Annotated in this window: 14 protein-coding genes; 6 read left to right on the top strand and 8 right to left on the bottom strand. The window is 43.3% G+C overall.

Annotation, left to right across the window (positions count from 1 at the left end; genetic code table 11):
* The first annotated feature begins 24 nt into the window (after positions 1-24).
* Positions 25-591: a TetR/AcrR family transcriptional regulator gene (locus Q0R52_RS13130; RefSeq protein ID WP_295795125.1), complete on the top strand. Its 567-nt coding sequence runs from the start codon at positions 25-27 to the stop codon at positions 589-591.
* Positions 592-684: 93 nt separating this feature from the next.
* On the opposite strand, the gene Q0R52_RS13125 is transcribed toward Q0R52_RS13130, so the two are convergent.
* The 6 genes from Q0R52_RS13125 to Q0R52_RS13100 all read right to left on the bottom strand — a co-directional run bounded on the left by Q0R52_RS13125 (position 685) and on the right by Q0R52_RS13100 (position 7,214).
* Positions 685-1,200, bottom strand: a complete 516-nt coding sequence (locus Q0R52_RS13125; RefSeq protein WP_295795124.1) for a glutathione peroxidase — start codon at positions 1,198-1,200, stop codon at positions 685-687.
* A gap of 189 nt (positions 1,201-1,389) precedes the next feature.
* Positions 1,390-1,821 (bottom strand): rRNA maturation RNase YbeY, encoded by a 432-nt coding sequence (gene ybeY / locus Q0R52_RS13120; protein WP_295795123.1) that lies wholly within the window; start codon positions 1,819-1,821, stop codon positions 1,390-1,392.
* The gene (locus tag Q0R52_RS13115; protein ID WP_295795122.1) at positions 1,821-2,243 is read right to left on the bottom strand and encodes an ATP-binding protein; all 423 of its coding nucleotides are present in this window, start codon (positions 2,241-2,243) and stop codon (positions 1,821-1,823) included. Before Q0R52_RS13115 ends, ybeY begins: the two co-directional genes overlap by 1 nt.
* Position 2,244: 1 nt before the next feature.
* Positions 2,245-5,589 carry a DUF4175 family protein gene (locus Q0R52_RS13110; RefSeq protein WP_295795121.1) on the bottom strand — a complete coding sequence of 1,115 codons (3,345 nt, stop codon included), beginning with the start codon at positions 5,587-5,589 and terminating at the stop codon, positions 2,245-2,247.
* Positions 5,590-5,709: 120 nt separating this feature from the next.
* Complete coding sequence (locus Q0R52_RS13105) at positions 5,710-6,180, bottom strand: hypothetical protein (RefSeq protein WP_295795120.1); 471 nt, start codon at positions 6,178-6,180, stop codon at positions 5,710-5,712.
* Positions 6,181-6,470: 290 nt separating this feature from the next.
* Entirely contained in the window at positions 6,471-7,214 is a 744-nt protein-coding gene (locus Q0R52_RS13100) for a hypothetical protein (RefSeq protein ID WP_295795118.1), read from the bottom strand.
* Between the two features lie 542 nt (positions 7,215-7,756).
* On the opposite strand from Q0R52_RS13100, the gene Q0R52_RS13095 reads away from it, so the two are divergent.
* Both Q0R52_RS13095 and ffh read left to right on the top strand, forming a co-directional pair.
* Positions 7,757-8,914, top strand: a complete 1,158-nt coding sequence (locus Q0R52_RS13095; protein WP_295795117.1) for a hypothetical protein — start codon at positions 7,757-7,759, stop codon at positions 8,912-8,914.
* Positions 8,915-9,152: 238 nt separating this feature from the next.
* The gene (ffh, locus tag Q0R52_RS13090) at positions 9,153-10,478 is read left to right on the top strand and encodes a signal recognition particle protein (protein ID WP_295795116.1); all 1,326 of its coding nucleotides are present in this window, start codon (positions 9,153-9,155) and stop codon (positions 10,476-10,478) included.
* 128 nt (positions 10,479-10,606) lie between these two features.
* On the opposite strand, the gene Q0R52_RS13085 is transcribed toward ffh, so the two are convergent.
* Together Q0R52_RS13085 and Q0R52_RS13080 are read right to left on the bottom strand one after the other, a co-directional pair.
* The gene (locus tag Q0R52_RS13085; protein WP_295795115.1) at positions 10,607-11,812 is read right to left on the bottom strand and encodes a DUF1501 domain-containing protein; all 1,206 of its coding nucleotides are present in this window, start codon (positions 11,810-11,812) and stop codon (positions 10,607-10,609) included.
* Between the two features lie 80 nt (positions 11,813-11,892).
* Positions 11,893-13,272 (bottom strand): DUF1800 domain-containing protein, encoded by a 1,380-nt coding sequence (locus Q0R52_RS13080; RefSeq protein ID WP_295795114.1) that lies wholly within the window; start codon positions 13,270-13,272, stop codon positions 11,893-11,895.
* A gap of 161 nt (positions 13,273-13,433) precedes the next feature.
* Between Q0R52_RS13080 and Q0R52_RS13075 the strand changes: the two genes are divergently transcribed.
* The 3 genes from Q0R52_RS13075 to Q0R52_RS13065 all read left to right on the top strand — a co-directional run bounded on the left by Q0R52_RS13075 (position 13,434) and on the right by Q0R52_RS13065 (position 19,425).
* The gene (locus Q0R52_RS13075) at positions 13,434-15,368 is read left to right on the top strand and encodes a DUF3857 domain-containing protein (protein WP_295795113.1); all 1,935 of its coding nucleotides are present in this window, start codon (positions 13,434-13,436) and stop codon (positions 15,366-15,368) included.
* 18 nt (positions 15,369-15,386) lie between these two features.
* Positions 15,387-17,354 carry a DUF3857 domain-containing protein gene (locus tag Q0R52_RS13070; RefSeq protein ID WP_295795112.1) on the top strand — a complete coding sequence of 656 codons (1,968 nt, stop codon included), beginning with the start codon at positions 15,387-15,389 and terminating at the stop codon, positions 17,352-17,354.
* Between the two features lie 85 nt (positions 17,355-17,439).
* Positions 17,440-19,425 (top strand): DUF3857 domain-containing protein, encoded by a 1,986-nt coding sequence (locus tag Q0R52_RS13065; RefSeq protein WP_295795111.1) that lies wholly within the window; start codon positions 17,440-17,442, stop codon positions 19,423-19,425.
* The last annotated feature ends 86 nt before the right edge of the window (positions 19,426-19,511 follow it).

The raw sequence follows: 19,511 nt of genomic DNA, 5'->3' as shown, positions 1-19,511 counted from the left end.
TATAGACTAATTAGTCTATAAATAGTGAGTAAACAAGAACAGATCCAGGCAACCGCATTGCGGTTGTTTGTGGCCAATGGGTTCCATGGGACACCTACGGCCAAAATAGCCGCCGAAGCTGGTGTAGCAAATGGCACCCTTTTTTATCACTACAAAACCAAGGACGAATTGGTTGCAGCGGTATATAATAAGATAAAGGATGAACAAGCATGCAATGTGCAGGCTATTATCAATCGTGATGATTTTATAACCACTAAGTTCAGGAATGTGTTTGTCCATTCTGTTAACTGGGCTTTAAAAAACCGGGATAAGTTTTATTATATCCAACAATTTAACTTTTCGCCGCACTTGGCGCAGCTGTCGCCAGAAAAGCTGGAGTTACATATCGTTGGTTATGCCGAATTTATTGCTGAGGGCATACGGAAAAAGCTTTTACGACAACAACCGGTAAACTTGATCATATCAATGTTTAATGGCCATGTTTATGGCATTTATCAATACATAACCGCGGCTAATTTTGACTCCGCCGAAGAAGAAAAAATAATTAACGATGGTTACGAAATGCTTTGGGATATGCTGAAATATATGTAGAACAAACTTCAAAGCGTATATATTTAAATTTAACTGCAAACAAGAACAGCCGCCCTAATCAGGCGGCTGTTTCTTTTATAGCGTTTAATTTGCTTATAAATTTGCTGTAATTGCAGGATCTAAAGGTGTTGTTTTTGAGCGGAAACGGTGAATTAATTTGCCGTGCTCGTCCAATAAAAACTTCTCGAAGTTCCATTTAATTTCGCCGGTAAAATCAGGGTTTTCAGCTTCTGTTAAGTACTTGAACAATGGGTCGATGTCGTCGCCTTTTACGCTAACCTTTTCGCTAAGCGGGAAGGTAACACCAAAACGTTTTTCGCAAAAAGTTTTGATCTCGCCATTGGTACCCGGATCTTGCTGACCGAAGTTGTTTGCCGGGAACCCAACAACAACAACTTTATCCTTGTACTGTTCGGCTAATTTCTGCAGTTCGGCATACTGTGGGGTGTAGCCGCATTTTGAAGCAGTGTTTACTATCAACACTTTTTTGCCCTTGTATTTCGCGAGCGAAAAAGCTTTCCCCTCAATTGATTTCAGCTTAAAATCATAAACTGATGATGGCGCAGCTGTAACAAACATAAAAGCGCAGATTAATGCAAGTAATTTCATAATATTTAAAATTGGATTTTTAGTGTCAATTACCAGTACGGAGGTTTTCAATTGCCCGTTGCCTCCCTTTATTATCCTAACCGAAAATAAGAATCTTATAATGTAAAATAGCTTGCGCGATGCCTGTCCGGCGTTTGTGTCCGCGCGTATAAGATTCTTCGCTCTCGCTCAGAATGACAAAAAGTAAAATTAGCTAATAAAGGCTCGCTTATTCAAATAGAAATCTTCTTTTAATGTCATTTTTTTCTTGTCGGCCGGGCTTTTGTCTTTATAGCCCAGCAAATGCAGGGCGCCATGGATAATTACGCGGTGCAGTTCGTCAGCCTCGGTATGGCTGAATTTAAGGGCATTTTCGCGGATGCGGTCGATAGAAATAAAAATATCGCCAACTATGGTTTTGGCGATATCCGAATTATCAAAAGTTATTATATCTGTGTAAGTATCGTGGTTAAGATACTGTTGATTTATCTGTAGCAGGTAACTGTCCGAACAAAAAATATAGGTTAGCTCTTTCAGTTTATAGCCCTCGGCGGTTACGGTATCTGTAACCCATTGCCTGACGGCTGTTTTTTGTTTTAAAGTATAGGTGATGTCTTCTTCAAAAAACTGGATAGCCGGCATTATATCTTAAAGTGAAGTTCAATTTCGTTGCCTTTGGTATTATAAATGTACTGGTCGGCAAGGTGTTTAATAATAAACACACCACGACCTGTTAAGTTCTCCAGGTTTTCCGGAGCGGTTGGGTCGGGCAGGTTGTTGTAGTCGAAGCCATCGCCTTCGTCGGTAACGGTCCAAACAATACGTTTGCCTTCCACATCAGCGTTAACGATAACCTTTTTAGTTTCGTCGAACTTATTGCCATGTGCAATAGCGTTATTTACTGCTTCACTAAGGCACGTCATCATATTGGCGAAGGTATCTTCACTTACCTGGTGCCTGTCGGAAATTTCTTCTATCAAATTTTCCAGCAAAGTTATGCTCTCTTGTTTTGAAGGAAGCTGTAAGGTGTACATTTCACCTGCTTGAACATTTGATTGGTCCATGTCATTTAGCGTTGAGTAGATCAAAGTATGATTTAATTTTTGTTTTATAATAAAAATTCAGCGCAGGCGGTACTGTCCGTACCTGTTCTGTTTGTTTTTGTTTGCTCTGCTGATATTCCTGCAGTGCTTTTATATATCCCGGCGGCACATCTTTTCCTGCTTTACTTTCGCGTTGCTCATCCTGTTCACGTTCCTGTTCGGCCTTCGCGGCCTCTAATAAACGGGTTTGGATTTGCTGTTGCCGTTTAATTGCTTCTTCGGTTATTCTCCTGTTTACGAGATCGCGCTCGGTTTGTTCCATTTCTTTCGAAATTTTATCAAGATTACCTAACCCACCAGTGCCGTCTTTGTTTTCTTCGCGATCAATTTGCTGTAAAGCCTGCCGAATCTCCTGTTGTTGGCGCGCTAATTTAGCTAATTGTTCGCTCATATTTCCATTATTCCCCGAAGAACTTTTTCCCTGGTTACCCTGTTGTCCCTGCTGCTGCATCTGGTCACGGGCCTTCTGCATATTTTGGTTTAGCTGTTGCTGCATTTTGGCCAATTGCGATACTGACTTCTTGCTCCCTTTACCCTTGCCGCTGCTCCCTTTCTTCTGCATATTTTGCAATTGGGCCAGCGCTTCGCTTAACAACAATGCCAGGTTATTCATCGATGTCATGGCATATTGCTGGTTGCTGGTGGCCTTGGCAGTATTACGGTCGCCCAGGTTCTCAAGCGACTCATCAATGTGGTTATTAATGCTGGTTATCTCCGTATTTACCGTAGATTGTATTTGCGGTATACGGCGACTTAGTGCATACAAGCTGTCTTCTGCAGTTTTAAGGTTGTCCTTTATGCTTTTCTGGCTCTGCGCCAGTTTTACATAGTTGGGGTCGCTTGGGGCGGTGGTTTTCAACGTTTGCATCACCTTCTCCTGCTCAAACGAACTGTTCACCAAATTTTTCAACAGTTCGCGCAGCTGTTGTGCATCAATTTCGGCCTCCTTCTGTTCGCCCTCCTGTTGATTTTGCTTCATTTTTTGGGCCAGCTGTTTCATTTTATCTGCTGCCTTTTTCTGCGATTGGGATGCTTTTTTACTGTCTTTTTTATCCAGGTCATCGCTGCTTTTGTCCATCTCCTGCTGGATGCTGTCTTCGTCTTTTTTCGGATCTTCAAAATCCTGCTTGTGCTCGGCCTGCTCGTTTTCTTTCTTCAAATCATCCAATGATTTTTTGATATCCTGGAAATCTTTATTCGCTTTTTGCTGGTCTTTTTGCAATTGCTGCGGATCGGCATTGGGTTGTTTAGCCTGGTCTGAGAGTTGCTGCTGTTGCTCAGCCAGTTTGTTCAGCTGGTCAGCGTTCTGGTTTAGCTTTTGTTCAAACTCCAGCTTTTTGTAAAGCTCGAGCATGCGATCAAGCTCTTTTTTAAGCGATTTATTGTCACCCTGCATTTTTTGCAGCTCGTTGCGGGCGCCTTCTTTTTGTTCCTGCTCCAGCATTTCCTGCAGGCGTTGCAGCATTTCCTGCATTTTGGGGTCAAGCACCTCGTTCAGCAATTTTTCCATCTGCTTTTGCTTTTCGGTAAGCTCCTGGCTTTGTTGCTGGTTTTCCTGGCGATTGTATTGGTTCTTTTTATTGTCGGCCTGAACTTCTTTTACCAAATCTTCCAGATCCTTGCGCTTTTGCAGCAGGTCCTGAATTTGCTTTTTCTCGTCGAAAGACAGCGTATTTTTATTAAGTAATGTTTGGTTCAGCTTTTGCGAATCTTTTTCCAGCTGCCCGGCCAGTTTTATTGCCGATTCCATTTTTTGTTTGATGGCCTGGCTGCCGGCATTTAGCTGCTCATTCAGTTCTTTTGCATCTGGGATGTTGATTGTCCGCTCGGGCGACCTCACTTTTTTCGGCCCGCTAACACCATCGTTATCTGCCACCTCAAAATAGTAAGTTACCTGGTCGCCGGGTTTTATACCCATATCCTTCAGGTTCCAGAAATAAAAGAAATCCGACTGCGGCTGCGCCAGGTCGGCCTTAACCGGTTTGGTGTAGGTTTTTACATTGGTTTTATCGCCGGGGGCGCCAACGGTATAGTGAAAGTTTAAAGACGAAAAGCCATGGTCGTCCTGTATCCTGCCATTAAAGTAAAGCGTTTTCAGGCTCACCGAATCCTGTTTTTCCTGTACGGTGATGGATGGCATTTCATCGGCAATAACATTAACCCGGTAACTCGCCGAATCGCTGTGGCTGATGCTGGTATTAAGCGGGGTTATTTTATAGATGCTGTTTTTCAGAACCCTTTCTTTGTGTTCAAAAACATCGGGCGATTTTGGATTGATATTGCCACTGCTTCCGTTCATGCTAAATTGCAGCACCGAGGCGTTTTGCGTATGCAACTGCCAGGTAACCATTGTACCGGCCGGGATAATTAAATCCCCGGCGTTTTTTACGGTTTCGTTTTTTTTGTGCAGATAAGCCGGGTAGTTTAGCGCCACGTCAAAATGCAACAATGCCGGGCGCAGGTTAACCTTAATTTCGTAGGGTTGCGAGGTAAAGCCATTAGCCGTTAACTTAAATGCCGTGTTTTGCTGCAGGTTGGTAAACAGGTAATGAAATTTGCTGATGTTCTCTTTATCCAGCTTAAAGGTATTGTTGGCGGTTTCAACATACACATCGGCCGGTAATTTATCGCCGTCGATTTTCAGGTCGAGTTTTAAATCATCGCCCTGAACAACCGAAAGAGTTTTGTTCTGGATGATAAAATTAAACGGGGCAACAGGCACAAAATATTCGTTATGGCGAATAAGTCTTTTGGTGCTTTCGGTTAATATGGACGGTGCCGCAAAAGCTAAAATAATTATCACCCCAGCGGGAAACAGCAACCATTTTAAATACTTGCGGTTTTCTTTAATATTTACTGCCGATGGAAAACTTACCGGTTTTAAAGCCTCAATTTTTTGGTTGATGCTGGCCTCTATCAATGCACGATGCTGAGCATCTTCGCCGGCTTGTTTTTTTAGCTGCAGGGTATTGAGCAGCTTATCGTGTACATCGTTAAAATGCTTGCCGATAATTTCGGCGGCCTCATCATGCGTTAACGATTTACCCAGTTTTAGCCAAGCCAGCAGAGGTGGCATAATCAGCCAGACAACCAAACTAAGGTTAAGCGCGATAAAAAGGTAAAAAAGCAGCGTACGGAAAAGGATATTGAAGTTACCAAAGTACTCGCTGAGGGTGATAACCACATAGGCGGAAAAGAGCCCCGCACCTAAAAATATCAGCCCCCGTAAAAAATTATTGAAATAGTATTTCCGGATAAAGATGTTGATCTTATCAATCAAAAGTTCATAATTATCGGCAGTGTTCATATTTCGATACAACAGGTGCAAGGTATAAACGAAAATACATTTATTATAATATAAAACCACCAATAAACTTAATTTACCGGCCTATGATTAAATCAACCTGTTTTTAGCAAAAATGCTTTGTTATTGCTGCGGTTTGTGCTTCCAGAAAGCTTTGGCCGTTTCATAGATATCGTCGTCGTTCCCGGTTATCCATTGCAGGGGAATGCGTACATAATCGCCGTAGTCGGTTTCCTGTTTAAAGTAGATGTATAGTACATCGGCCATACGGCCGCCGTTAACCTCAATGTTTTCAACATCGCGCCACAAAATGCTGATGTTATGCAGGTAGCTTGTTATTCCTTTGGTAGTTATTTCGAGCGCGATGTCGCCTCTTAGTGCAGGTATAAAGTATTTATTAATAACAAAAACAAGCATCAACGCCGCTATGCCGGCCCCGGTCAAAATTGCCAAGGCTATTCCGTTATCGCCCGCTTTCGCATTGGAGATAATGTAAGGCACGGCAACACCAATAACTGCCGCTAAACCAATAACTGCAAACCAGCCATTAAACTTATTGTAACGATATTCTACCGGGTGAGTTGATAATAACATAGTACTGCAATAAGCCAAATATAAAACTATTATTTTAACCGGGGTAAGGCTGTGGTTTTTGCCGCAGGCCCCCGACCTGCGCTGGTGATGGCCGCCCTTTCAGGGCTGAGCGTGCAGACGGGACTGAATTTGGTTGTTCTACATTGTCGCCTTCGTAACTTGTTCACATAAGTTGAAGAACATCCCCAAGCCCTGAAAGTGCGTAATTCATCAGGCCAGGTCGCAGGCCTGGTTTAAAAATGTGTTTGTTAAACCTCCCGGCATACCCCTTGAGCTATTGATACTAAACGCTAATGCTTCACCGCCACATTCAACGCGTCCACCACCTTGGCAGCCATTGCTATTAGTTTCGGCGAAATCATAACCTCCGGTTTATGCATCAGCGTACCCGGTTGCTCACCGGCCTGTATTTCGCCGAGGTTGATTTTTGCACCGCTTTTTGTGGTAATGGTTATCAATATGTAGTTGTTGTATATTTTGTCGTGCCCATTATAATACCACGAGGTTTTATAATCGATGTTGGCTATATCGTCAAAAGTGACACGCGTAGTTTCAGGTATGAACCACCAGGAATAGAGGGTGCTTTCCATTTCCCGGGCTTCGGTATCAATCACCGTCATTCGGCCGGGAAAGAAAAATGCTACCAGGAACGTGCTCAACACCAGCAGGAAGAACAACACGGAATTAACGCGGCTGGAATACTTTTTCAATACAGGTATTGCCCATATTAACATGCTGATAATAGCAAATGCTATGTACCCCAATATAAAATACTCCACAAACCTGGTTGTCGCAGTTTGGTCGTCCGAAAATGTGGAAGCCATACCCGGTATGGTAAGGAAGTTGCGCGATAGCGAGAAATAGTGGTTATGAAACGGCGCCAATTCAGTCGCCAGGGCATCTTTACTGGTGAAGGCCTGTAAAACAGTTTCTATCAAAAACACAATGGCTACTGCGCATATTGCTTTTATCAGCAAAAAGCGCCAGCCGGTTTTGTACTTGCTTTTTTCGTCTTTCACCGCGTTATTTATCAATTTTTAATTACACAAAATATAGGTTTTTGCTGCTCATCGTTTGTTTATCAAACTTAAAGGATTTCATTACCTAAACAAAAGCACTTTCGTTGATTGTTTCGTCATTAAGCCTTTCTTTAAGCGCCAGCATCTGTCCGTCAAAGCGCCTGTTTGCTACTAACGGAGTGCCGTCTTTCGTAAACGGCGCGCTCCGATTAATACATTTGTGAAGTTGTTTTTTTTAAGGATTAAAAAATAAAGACAACGCGTTGCCGCCGGTACCTAATTTTTTTCTAACCAATCAATATTACGACAGCTAAAACAGGAGTACAATACTACATATGTATTATTTACAATACGCGCAAAATGTTTTTTGGGCGTTGCTGATGGCGAATTATGGCAACCGACTTGCTTTATAAATACAAAGGCGCTGCAGCGTCGAAGATCTGATTTGTTATAAGAGGAATAGCAAGGAAATTAAAGAATTGCAGGTGCCTGGCTATGTGTGGTATTGACGGACTGTAAATTTCTTTATCTTGCATCCCTCAACCTCAAACACACACATGAAACGCTTCATTATTCTCTTACTAACCGTTCTCGCCGGCCATGTTTACGGGCAATCGTTAGTTATACCCCCCGAAATAAACCTGCCGAAAGACTCGGCAACCAAAGTTCAATTAATAAGCGCGCTGAATGGCTTTCTCGCCCAAAAAGAAAAACCGCATGCGGAGAATAAATTTATTTTAAAAGATGAGTTCCTGGCAACCTCAATGTTATTGGATGAGCTAAAAGGACTGGAGAAAAATTCCAAACTTAAGGACGATAATTATTATAAACCGTACTTAGCCAATGTTAGCGCCCTCGGTGATGATGTTTTTTCAACCCGGATAAATTATATGGCGGATGTAAATGGCACGCCTGTACTGCGGTCGTCATTTAGGTTAATGGTAAAAAAAGTTGAAGGCGCATTTTATGTTTACTCGCCGTTAAAGCAAACTACGCAAAGCTGGAAAACAAAAAAGCTCGGCAATATCAGCTTTCATTATCAAGACACGCTGAACCTGACCGGGGCAAAATACTATTATAATACGGTAAGCCTTTATGATAAAAAGCTGCACACGCCTACCCAGCCTATTGCTTTGTATTTGTGCGATAACGTTGCTGCAGCGCTACAAGTTTTAGGGGTCGATTATAACTTGCAGTATAACGGGCTGGCGTGGGGCACCCTGTCGGTACATGAAAACGACTCATTATTGCTGGTGAACGGGTGGAATGCATACAAAAGCCGCTTCGACCCGCACGACCTTTTTCACGAGCGGTTACGGCAGGTGGTTAACCCCGATATCATTAACCGCCCGGTCGATGAGGGCTGCGCCTACTTATATGGCGGCAGCTGGGGTATTAGCTGGCCTGAAATTATTAGAATGTTTAAAGAATATGCCGCCGCCAATCCCAATGCTGATTGGCTGACCCTATACATCAACGAAAAGAACAAGAATTTTTCGGAAGGTTCAAAACCGTTAAAAATATCGTACGCCATAAATGCCTTAATTGCCCAAAAGTACGACAAGGAAAAAGGCGGCGCCCCTATGGCCCTGCTCACTTGCGGAAAAGTTGAAAAAGGCGATGAAAATTATTTTAAAGCACTGGAAAAGGTGAGCGGGATTACAAAGGCGAGTTTTAACAGCGAGGTTTGGAAACTGGTTAGGAACGCGCAATAATTGACCCGCGGACAATTTGCGAAAACATTAAGCATTTGATAATCAGACTATTTCACAGCGTTCCAGGTGTTCCACGTATAAAAATGGAACGCTTTGGACTCGGGAGGCTCTTCGCTGTCTCGCGAAAAAGTGTTAAAACTCAGCGTGCTTCGTGTCGCCCTCCTTGCCGCTGCGGTTAAAATATCCGATATAAACCGTAAAAAATCTTATTTTTGCATGCTCAAAATCAGCATAACTAATGTTTGAAAATCTTTCGGATAAACTCGACAGGGCCTTTAAGGTACTAAAGGGCCAGGGAACTATTACTGAAATAAACGTGGCCGAAACCATGAAGGAAATCCGCAAGGCCCTTCTCGACGCCGACGTTAACTATAAAACCGCCAAGGCCTTTACCGACGAAGTAAGGCAAAAAGCAATCGGTCAGAATGTATTGACCTCTATCTCTCCCGGCCAGCTCCTCACCAAAATAATGAATGATGAGCTGACCGAACTGATGGGCGGCAGCACGGCCGAATTGAATTTAACTACCAACCCTACCATTATATTAATTGCAGGCTTAAACGGTGCAGGTAAAACAACCTTTACCGGCAAGCTGGCCCATTACTTAAAAACCAGCAAAAACAAAAAGGTGCTGCTGGTGGCCGACGACGTTTACCGCCCGGCGGCAATTGAGCAATTGCAGGTTTTAGGCAAGCAAATTGATGTGCCGGTTTATGCTAACCTGGAATCGACCGACCCGGTTGCTATTGCCCGCGAAGGCATAGCGTTAGCCAAACAAAACGGCAATAACGTGGTGATAATTGATACCGCCGGCCGCTTGTCTATCGACGAAGCCATGATGGTGGAGATTGAAAACGTAAAAGCCGCCACGAAACCACACGAAATTTTGTTCGTGGTGGATTCAATGACCGGCCAAGATGCTGTGAACACCGCAAAGGTGTTTAACGACCGCCTCGACTTTACCGGCGTTGTATTAACCAAGCTTGATGGCGATACACGCGGTGGTGCGGCCTTGTCGATTAAATCGGTTGTTAACAAACCGATAAAGTTCATCGGTACAGGCGAAAAGATGGAAGCGCTTGACGTTTTCCACCCCGACCGTATGGCATCGCGTATTTTGGGCATGGGCGACGTTATCTCGCTTGTTGAACGTGCGCAGCAACAGTTTGACGAAAAGGAAGCTGCCGAACTGCAAAAGAAAATCCGCAAAAACAAGTTCGATTTTAACGACTTCTACAGCCAGATACAGCAAATCAAAAAAATGGGTAACATGAAGGATTTGATGGGCATGATACCTGGCGTTGGTAAAATGATGAAGGATGTGGAGGTTGACGACAATGCGTTTAAAGCAATCGAAGCCATCATACAGTCGATGACGCCATACGAGAAAAGCAATCCTGATACCATTAACCAAAGCCGCCGCAACCGTATAGCTAATGGCTCGGGCACCAACCTTACCGAGGTTAACCGCCTGATAAAGCAGTTTGAAGATATGCGCAAGGTGATGAAGCAAATGAGCAACCCGGCAGCCATGGCAAACATGATGCGGAGAATGCCGAAATAGGGCCCCCCGGCCCCCTAAAGGGGGAGGAAGAAAATTTTTGTAGAGGCGCAATATATTGCGTCTCTTTTTGTTTCAAACACCTGGCAAGATGGTCTCAGCCATCTGCAATTCGTTCCCCCTTTAGGGGGTTAGGGGGCAATAAACTCCAACCCTTTAAACCCCTTACCCAATACCTGCCCGTTGCTCACATCCAGCCATTTATCAAGCAGGGTGGCATACACATCCCTGAAATCGACGGTGTATTTTAAGTCGCCGTTATCCAGCTGTGCCAAATCGGGAGCATCGTTAAAAATGCCTGCCTTTTTTAGCTTACCGCCGAAGAGCAGGATGTTGTTGGCCGTGCCATGATCGGTACCGTTGCTGGCGTTTTGTTCAACGCGGCGGCCGAACTCGCTGAAGGTCATCACCAGGGTATCATCCAGCTTTCCTGTTTGTTTAAGGTCTTTTATAAATGCAGCTACGGCATCCGCATAAATTTGCAGCTGCCTGCCTTGTTGCCCCTGCTGGGCAACATGCGTGTCAAAGCCGCTGAGCGATACATAATAAACCCGCGTTTGCAAGCCGGAGTTGATAAATTTTGATACCGTTTTCAGCTGGTTACCCAATGGCGTTGCTGGGTACTCACCCTTTACCGTATAGGTTTTCGAGGTTTGCTGAATATACCCGGCTGAAGAATATGTTTCTGCCATAGTTTTATACAGGTAGCCAAGGTTGTCTTCGCTTAAATTGGCGTTTTCATGGTCGTGCACCAGTTCTTTAAAAAATGGCTCACGGGTAGTTTGGAAAAGTTTGTTAGGGTCTTCAACCGCAATGCCCTTCATTTTGGCGCCCTTCATGGCCAGCGATAAAGTATCGTCAACCTCAATTGCAGTATATGGGTTTTTACATGTGGCGCAATTTGAATCCAAGTAACGGCCTATCCAGCCGGTGGTTAAAAACTGGTTAGCCTCACTGCCGGTTTGCCATATGTCCATGGACCGGAAGTGAGAGCGGTCGGGGTTAGGGTAGCCAACAGAATTAATGACGCACATCCAGCCCTGGTCGTACAATTCCTTTAATGCAGAGAGGTTGGGGTTAAGTCCCTGCACATCGTTGAGTGCGATCACATCGGGTTTATTTATGGCGATAGTGCTGCGCTTTTGGTAGTAGATATCGTTGCCATAGGGGATAATGGTGTTCAAACCATCGTTGCCGCCGGAAAGTTGAATAATCACCAGGTTTTTATAGCCCGATAGCTCATTTATCGCCAAAGCCTCAAATGGCTTCAAAAAAGCGGGAACCATTAATGCCCCCGAAGCGAGCGCAGTGTTGCGCAAAAAATTTCTTCTGTTCATCTTAATTAGCGATTTAGTGAATTGGCGAATTAGTGATTGAGAAAACTGTCTTAAAAATCACTAACTCACTAATTAAAAAATTAACATAGTTGATATTCAGGCGTTGATACTGTTTGAATTATTGCTGTTTTAATATCCGGCGCATTGCCAAGCTCGGCGGCCAGCGTTTTACTTACCGGTGGCTGCAGCAAAAATGCTGCTATTTGCTGGTTGTTTATGCCGGCGGGAATAGTTTCCATTAACTTATCCCAATCAACCTGGGCCTGTACCCGAGCATTTACCTGCTGCTGTTGGTTACGGGTGGCTGCAATGTAAGCCTCTTCCTCAGGATCGGCTTTGCCGGTAAAGTCAATCAGGCCACCATTTAATATGGTCGACGGTATTTTTAGGCGGTACATTAGCGATGAGCTGTCAATCCAGTTTCGGCCACCCGGCCAGCCGGCTACGTTAGGCGGGTAAAAGAGCACCTGTCCCAATACTTTCTGAAATTGCAGCAGTACTTCAGGCCGCTGATAACTGATGTAAAACTGGCGGTTAAGCCCGACCAAAAACTCAACCGGCGATTTTACCAGGTTGCCCGTATTTTGCAGATTGTAGAACCAGGGCGCTGTAAACACAAATTCAAGCAGTGGTTTTATTTCGTAATTACCGTGGTAAAAAACGTCGGCCATGGCCGCAATGTGTGCCGGGTTGGGCACCTCGTTAACCAAATATTTGTAAAGTTTGGTGCTGATAAATATGGCGGTTTGCTTTTGCTCCAGCAGGCGGTTGATGATATCTTCGCCTGTTAGGTTGCCGGTTTTGCCCAGGAAAGTTTTTTCACCATTATCGTGCTGAAAGGGGCGTGTAATAAATTTACCGTCCTTATCAAAACCCCAGCCGGTAAAGGCCCGGGCCGATTCCTTAACATCCTGCTCGGTATAATTTCCGCGACCGATTGTAAAAAGTTCCATTAGTTCGCGGGCGAAGTTTTCGTTGGGATGGCCCTTGCGGTTTTGCTGGTTATTTAAAAACTGGATCATGGCCGGCGATTTGGAGACTTCCAGCACCAGCTCGCGGAAATTACCTAAAGCATGCTGTCGTTGTATATTATTGAGTTGTTGTGCAAATTCCGATTGCCGGCTCCGGCACGCGAAGTGATTATGCCAAAACAAGGTCATCTTCTCGCGCAGCACGGCGTCGGTAGTGCTCATGAAGTTAAGCCAGGCCATGTTGAGGTCTTTTTCCTGCTGGCGCTGCAGTTGCATAAACTGCTTTTTCTGCTCCTTGTCGCCTTTTACTAACATACTGTAATCGGCGTTGTCTTTAACGATGGTTATCGGCTGCGGATTTTCAGATGTTTTAAACAACCCGGCAATTGCATGTTTTACGCTAAGGTTGCCGGCAGTACTCTTTTCATCAAACCTCAGCCCGAAGCCAGCCCGCGCATATAAATGTTTTACCTGCAGTAAATTATCCATAATAAGGGTATTTGATGGTATGACTTTGGTTTGACAAAATAGTTTAAACGGCTTTGTGGATTTTTGGCAGTAATTGCATCTTTCCTTTAGTATTTATCTAATAAAATATTTTAATCAGAAATTAAATTAATAATTATATTTATCTGTTCAATCCCTGTTAATTGAAAAGACTATTTGTGCTCTTGTTGCTGCTTTGTGCAGTGATGGTATCAAAAGGGCAAACCCAACCTTATGGACAGATCGACATTGCCGACCTGAAGCTTACCGCCTGCGATTTTGAAAAAGATGCAAACGCACTCGTTTTGTTCGATAAAACCGAAGTAATCGCCACAAGCGACGTTACTACGATTACCAGGCACCGACGTGTAAAAATTCTGAATGACAAAGCGCTTAACCAGGCTGACGTGGTGATTGAATATACCAGTAAGGACCATTTTGAAAAGATTACTGATATGCAAGCCCAAACGCTTTACCTTGACAACGGAGTAATTAAAACGATTCCGGTTGATAAATCACTAATCTATAAACAGATTTCGGACAAAGCCACTAAAACGCTTAAATTTAGCTTTCCCGCGGTTAGGACGGGGGCCGTAGTTGAATATACCTACACGCGTACAATTGATTTTCCGGGAGCCGTGCCAAACTGGAACATCCAGGAAAACCTGCCGGTTAGGTACAGTACTTTCGATTTAAAAATATCGACCGGTTTCAGCTATAAAATTATTCCGAGAGTTTATAGTGAGTATGATAAAAACGTGAAAGAAGCTATTCGGGGTGGTTTGGGCGATTCGACCGGCGCACATTACTTTTGGGCTGTAAAAAATACAGAATCGTTCAGGGACGAACCGTATACTACCATCCCGGAAGACAATATTCAAAATACTCGCTTTTTTCTGCTGCAGACCCCTTATGCCGATATGAAGCTTTGGCCGACACCACACACCTGGCCCTTAGTTGTCGACTTGCTGTTAAGAGATGATAATTTGATAGAGGATTTAAAACGAAGTTTAAAAGACGATTATAATATACTGCCTGCCGTTAAACAGTTAAAAACCGATGACGAGAAGATCCGCCTGATGTTTAACATGATAAAAAACAATGTTAAATGGAACAAACGGTACCATTGGATTACTTACGATGTAAAAAGCGCGTGGCAGAAAAAGGAAGGTCATAGCGCGGAAATTAATTTGATGCTGTATGATTTTTTAAGAATGGCGGGCATTAAGTGCAATTTAGTTTATATAAGCACACGCAGCCATGGACGGGTAGATGTTGATTTGCCCAACATGAATGATTTTAACACCATGGTACTGAGCGTAACAACATCCGCCAAAAAAAATTATATACTTGACGCTACCAGCCCATATAACACCTACGACTCTGTACCATTTAAACTGCTTAATTGTTATTCGCTAACGCTTAACGTTGATACTAAAAAGTATGACCTTAAGCTATTAAAGGACGAAAACCCAGTTAAAAAGGCGGTATTTATTAACGCGCAAATTAAGCCCGACGGAAAGTTGGAAGGAACAGCACACATATCGAGCTTCGGCTGCATCAAAACGGAAAAGTTGCAGGATTACACCGACATGGGCGAAATTAAGTATAAAGAGAAGTTCGGGAGCGGCGATAACAACCTGAAAATCCTTTCGCTGCAAAGGGAAAATATGGAGGCGGATTCCCTGCCTTTAATTGAGAGCGCAGAATTCCGGCTCGACCTTAGCGGCTCGGATGAACGTTATATTTATGTTACCCCTACCTTGTTTACCTCGTTTAACAAAAACCCATTTTTAAGCGAAAAGAGACAGGCTGACATTGATTTTGGCATACAGGGCAGCTACTCTATTAAAAGCCTGTATAAAGTACCCGCCGGCTATAAAATTGATGCGTTGCCGCAAGGCGTTTCGATGGCTATGCCCGACAAAAGCATCGCGTTTAAACGGATAGTATCTGAACAGGACGGGCAGATTTTAATCCGCTTTAATATTGATTTCGCCAGGTCGCTTTTTAGTGTGGATGAATACCCCAGTATTCGCGATTTTTATAAAAAGATGTTCGAGATGCTGAATGAGCAAATTGTGCTGAAGAAAAGCTAAAACCTAATACCATAACCATTGCATAAACTTACACTCATTTTATTGTTTTGCCTGTTGGGCCTCGCGTTAAAAGCGCAAAAATCCGACACAGCCATGATCGGTAAAAGCCAGCCATTCGGTAAAGTTGATACGGCCGATTTAAAACTATCTAACTGCAATTTTGAAAAAGATGCAAATGCTATGGTTTTGTTTGATAAAACCGATGTCAACACCGGTTTATCATCCACGACAGTGTTAAAGCATGTAAGGATAAAGATATTAACGACCAAAGGCACCGACGAGGCTAATGTTACCATAAGCTACGTAAGCAGGCATGACCTTGAAAACGTAAGCGACATTGAAGCCGAAACCGTTAATCTTGACGACGGCAAAATAACTTACCTTAAAGTTGACAAATCGCAGTTTTTTAAACAAACTGCCGACAAAAATATTAAGAAAATAACTTTTACTTTTCCCCAGGTTAAGGTGGGTTCTATTATTGAATATACCTATAACGTTACGCTTGATAACGAGGGTATATTCCCCGCTTGGGATATTCAGCAGGATATACCGGTAAAATATTGTGAACTAAACGCCGCCGTAAGGAATGAATACTCGTATAAAATAATCCCCCATGTATTAGGTGAATATGAAAAAAAGGCCCGTGAGCCGTGGGTTAAAGGAAAGCGCGATACAATAGGGATTAAATATGTATGGGCCCTGAAAAACATCCGGTCGTTTACCGACGAACCAAACGCCACCTCGCGCCAGGATAACCTGCAACGCATCCGCTTTGTATTATCGGCCGGAAGGTTTTCTCCTAACAGTAACCATCCCCGGCTGTGGATGAACTGGGATTATTTAAGATCTGCTCTTATGAATGACCGCAATTTTGCCATGGAATTAACCCGAACGCTCCACGATGCCGACAATATAGTTGCCCGGGCAAAAGCATTTAATACCGATGAGGAAAAAACAAGCTATATTTTTAATAAAATAAAAAGTGACATTAAATGGAACGGCGAAAATGTATGGTTTACACGCGAGGGCATAAAAAAGGCATGGGACAAAAAACAAGGGAATAGCGCCGAAGTAAATTTGATCTTATACCGGTTTCTGAAACAGGCGAGGATAAAATGCTCCCCGTTGTTTGTAAGCACACGCGATAACGGGAAAATAAACACCAGCTACCCGGATATTAATGCATTTAACAAAATTGTGGTTAGCGTAACACTATCCCGGAAAAACTACGTGCTTGACGCCTGCAGTAAATTTAATACCTGGACAGACGCCCCGTTTGAAATTTTAAATACAACAGGCTTTTTTATCGACCCGGATAACACCGGCGTAAACTTGTTGGTGCCCCTTAAAAATGATAACCCATCGCGAAAGGTTGTTTTTGTGGAGGCAACCATTAAACCAAATGGAAAACTGGAGGGCAATACCCAGGTTAACCGGTTTAGTTATGCCCGTAAAAACAGCCTGGAGAAATATGAAAAGCTTGGTGAAAAAAAGTATGTTGATGCGTTAAGAGATGATGACAATAACCTTAAAATAACATCATACAAGCGCGAAAACGTTGAAAAAGATTCGCTCCCATTAATTGAACGTTTTGATTTTCAGCTCGACCTTACCAGTTCGGACGATAATTACATTTTTATCAACCCCAATTTATTTACCTCGTTTCGTACCAACCCGTTTTTAAGTGAAGGGCGCAATTCGGCTATTGATTTTGGCAGCTTAAATTACTATGCCATTAATGGTGTATACAAAATTCCGGCAGGATATAAAACAGAATCTCTGCCTAAAGCAACATCGCTGATGATGCCCGATACCAGCATAACATTTAAACGCATTGTGGCCGAGCAGGAGGGCTTAATAACAGTGCGATATACCATTAATTATAGAAGAGCCGTTTTCCCCGCCGATGAGTACCCCAGCATCCGCGATTTCTATAAAAAGATGTTCGATTTGCTTAACGAGCAAATTGTATTGAAGAAGAATTAAATATCGATATTAAATAATATCAGGATAAAAAAATAAAATAATAATAAAACCAATTAACTATATTTAAATACCAAATTGTATCGCAATGAATAAACTTTTACCCGCCTTTTTACTGGCCTTTGTTTGTTTTACCGTAAAGGCGCAAACGCCGGCAGCGGCAATCCCGACCACACAACCTTTCGGAAAAATTGATGTTGCCGACCTTGAAATGAAGGCCTGCGATTTTGAAAAAGATGCAAACGCCGAGGTGCTCTTTGACAAAGGCAATGTTTATTTCGGCGCCGATTTAATGTCGATAACCAACGAAATACATCGCCGGATAAAAGTATTTAACGACAATGGCAAAAAAGAGGCCGACATACACATTAAATTTTACAGCGGCAACCGCCTGGAGTACATCACCGGGCTGCAGGCGCAAACAATAAACCTTGTTAATGGCAAACCTGAGATTATCAAACTGGATAAAAAACTGATCTACACCAAAGTCATCGACAAAAATAACAGCGAAATAACCTTTACGTTTCCTGACGTAAAACCAGGCAGCATTTTGGAGTATAAATATAACTATAACACCAATTCATTCGCCAATTTTCCCGACTGGGAATTCCAGGACCATATACCGGTACGTTACAGCGAGTTATACACTGCGATACCCGATATTTTTTATTTCAGGGCAAACACAAACCTTTCAATGGCCCTTGCAAAGTATAAAACCACATCCGATGGACGGAGCTTGTTAGAGGGAAGCCAAGCCTACCAATACACCCTGGAAAATACGCTGCGTGCATTGGTAAATGTGCCGTCGTTGCCCGATGAGCCTTATATGTCGTCGTACAGGGATAACGTGCAGGCCATCCGTTTTCAATTGGTTACCATCAAGCCAATCGGTGGTTTTGCCGTTAACCATTCGGATACCTGGGCAAAAGTGGGTACGATTCTGGCCGATGATGACGATTTTGGCGGGCAGCTGAAAAGGAAAGTAAATGGCGAGGAAGCCATAATAGCAAAAGCAAAGGCCATAAAATCGACCGACGAGCGTATAGCCTATCTTTTTAACGAGGTAAAAAACACCATGAAATGGAATGGCAGCGACCGCTGGTATACGATAGACGGAACCTACCGAGCCTGGGAAAACAAAACAGGAAATGCAACCGAAATAAACCTGATCCTGTATCATTTACTTAAGCAATCAGGCATCGGGGCATACCCGATGGTAGTAAGCACACGCGAACATGGCAGGGTAAGGCCGTTTTACACTTCGCTGGTGCAGTTTAACCGGGGCGTGGTTTATGTGCCGGTTGATACCGCAAAAAGATATGTGCTCGATGCGAGTGGTAAATACAATATGTATAACGAAACCCCGGCAGAATTGCTGAACTCATCAGGTCTTTATATTGATAAATCGAATGATTTGTATGACATCATTACCCTAAAAAAAAATGAGCCCGTGCGCGAGTCGGTTTTTGTAAATGCAGAAGTAAAGGCGGGAGGCAAAGTTGAGGGCTCCGTGCAGATAAGCAGCAACAGCTACAACAAAATAAATGTGGTGGATCGCTACAAAACTGACGGCGAAAAAAAATACATCGACTACCTGCGCCACGACGATAATAACGTAAAAGTTACCAACCTGAAACTGGAAGATATGGCGGTGGACTCATTGCCGCTGATGCAAAAATTCGATTTTAACCTTGACCTTGCAGGTTCGGACGAGAACTATATCTACCTAAATCCTAACCTGTTTTCGGCACTTAAAACCAACCCCTTTTTAAGTGAAAACCGGCAAACAGACGTTGAGTTTGGCTATAACCGCAGCTACTCGATAAACGGTGTTTTTAAAATACCGGCAGGGTACAAAGTCGATGCGCTGCCGAAGAGCACCAGCATGACTATGCCTGATAGAAGTTTCACGTTTAAACGAATACTGGCTGAACAGGATGGTTCAATAGTAATACGCTACAACGTGTACTATAATGTGCCCGAATATCCCAAAGCCAATTACCCCGATTTTTATGCCTTTTTTAAGAAAATGCACGAAATGCTGAACGAAGTAATTGTTTTGAAAAAGGGATAGGGAGAAAGAGTCAAGAACCAAGAGTCAAGAACCAAGAATCAAGAGTCGAGAATCAAGAGAAAAGAGTTAGGAATTGAACGAAAAGA

Source organism: Mucilaginibacter sp. (genome assembly GCF_025359345.1).
Lineage (GTDB): Bacteria > Bacteroidota > Bacteroidia > Sphingobacteriales > Sphingobacteriaceae > Mucilaginibacter.
Note: the sequence above shows the minus strand (reverse complement) of the source record. Positions and strands in the feature narration are given on the sequence as shown.

Excerpts from the sequence above, each read along its gene's own strand:
- Q0R52_RS13125 (WP_295795124.1), bottom strand. The coding sequence starts at position 1,200 with ATGAAATTACTTGCATTAATCTGCGCTTTTATGTTTGTTACAGCTGCG.
- ybeY (WP_295795123.1), bottom strand. The coding sequence starts at position 1,821 with ATGCCGGCTATCCAGTTTTTTGAAGAAGACATCACCTATACTTTAAAA.
- Q0R52_RS13115 (WP_295795122.1), bottom strand. The coding sequence starts at position 2,243 with ATGGACCAATCAAATGTTCAAGCAGGTGAAATGTACACCTTACAGCTT.
- Q0R52_RS13110 (WP_295795121.1), bottom strand. The coding sequence starts at position 5,589 with ATGAACACTGCCGATAATTATGAACTTTTGATTGATAAGATCAACATC.
- Q0R52_RS13105 (WP_295795120.1), bottom strand. The coding sequence starts at position 6,180 with ATGTTATTATCAACTCACCCGGTAGAATATCGTTACAATAAGTTTAAT.
- Q0R52_RS13095 (WP_295795117.1), top strand. The coding sequence starts at position 7,757 with ATGAAACGCTTCATTATTCTCTTACTAACCGTTCTCGCCGGCCATGTT.
- ffh (WP_295795116.1), top strand. The coding sequence starts at position 9,153 with ATGTTTGAAAATCTTTCGGATAAACTCGACAGGGCCTTTAAGGTACTA.
- Q0R52_RS13085 (WP_295795115.1), bottom strand. The coding sequence starts at position 11,812 with ATGAACAGAAGAAATTTTTTGCGCAACACTGCGCTCGCTTCGGGGGCA.
- Q0R52_RS13080 (WP_295795114.1), bottom strand. The coding sequence starts at position 13,272 with ATGGATAATTTACTGCAGGTAAAACATTTATATGCGCGGGCTGGCTTC.
- Q0R52_RS13065 (WP_295795111.1), top strand. The coding sequence starts at position 17,440 with ATGAATAAACTTTTACCCGCCTTTTTACTGGCCTTTGTTTGTTTTACC.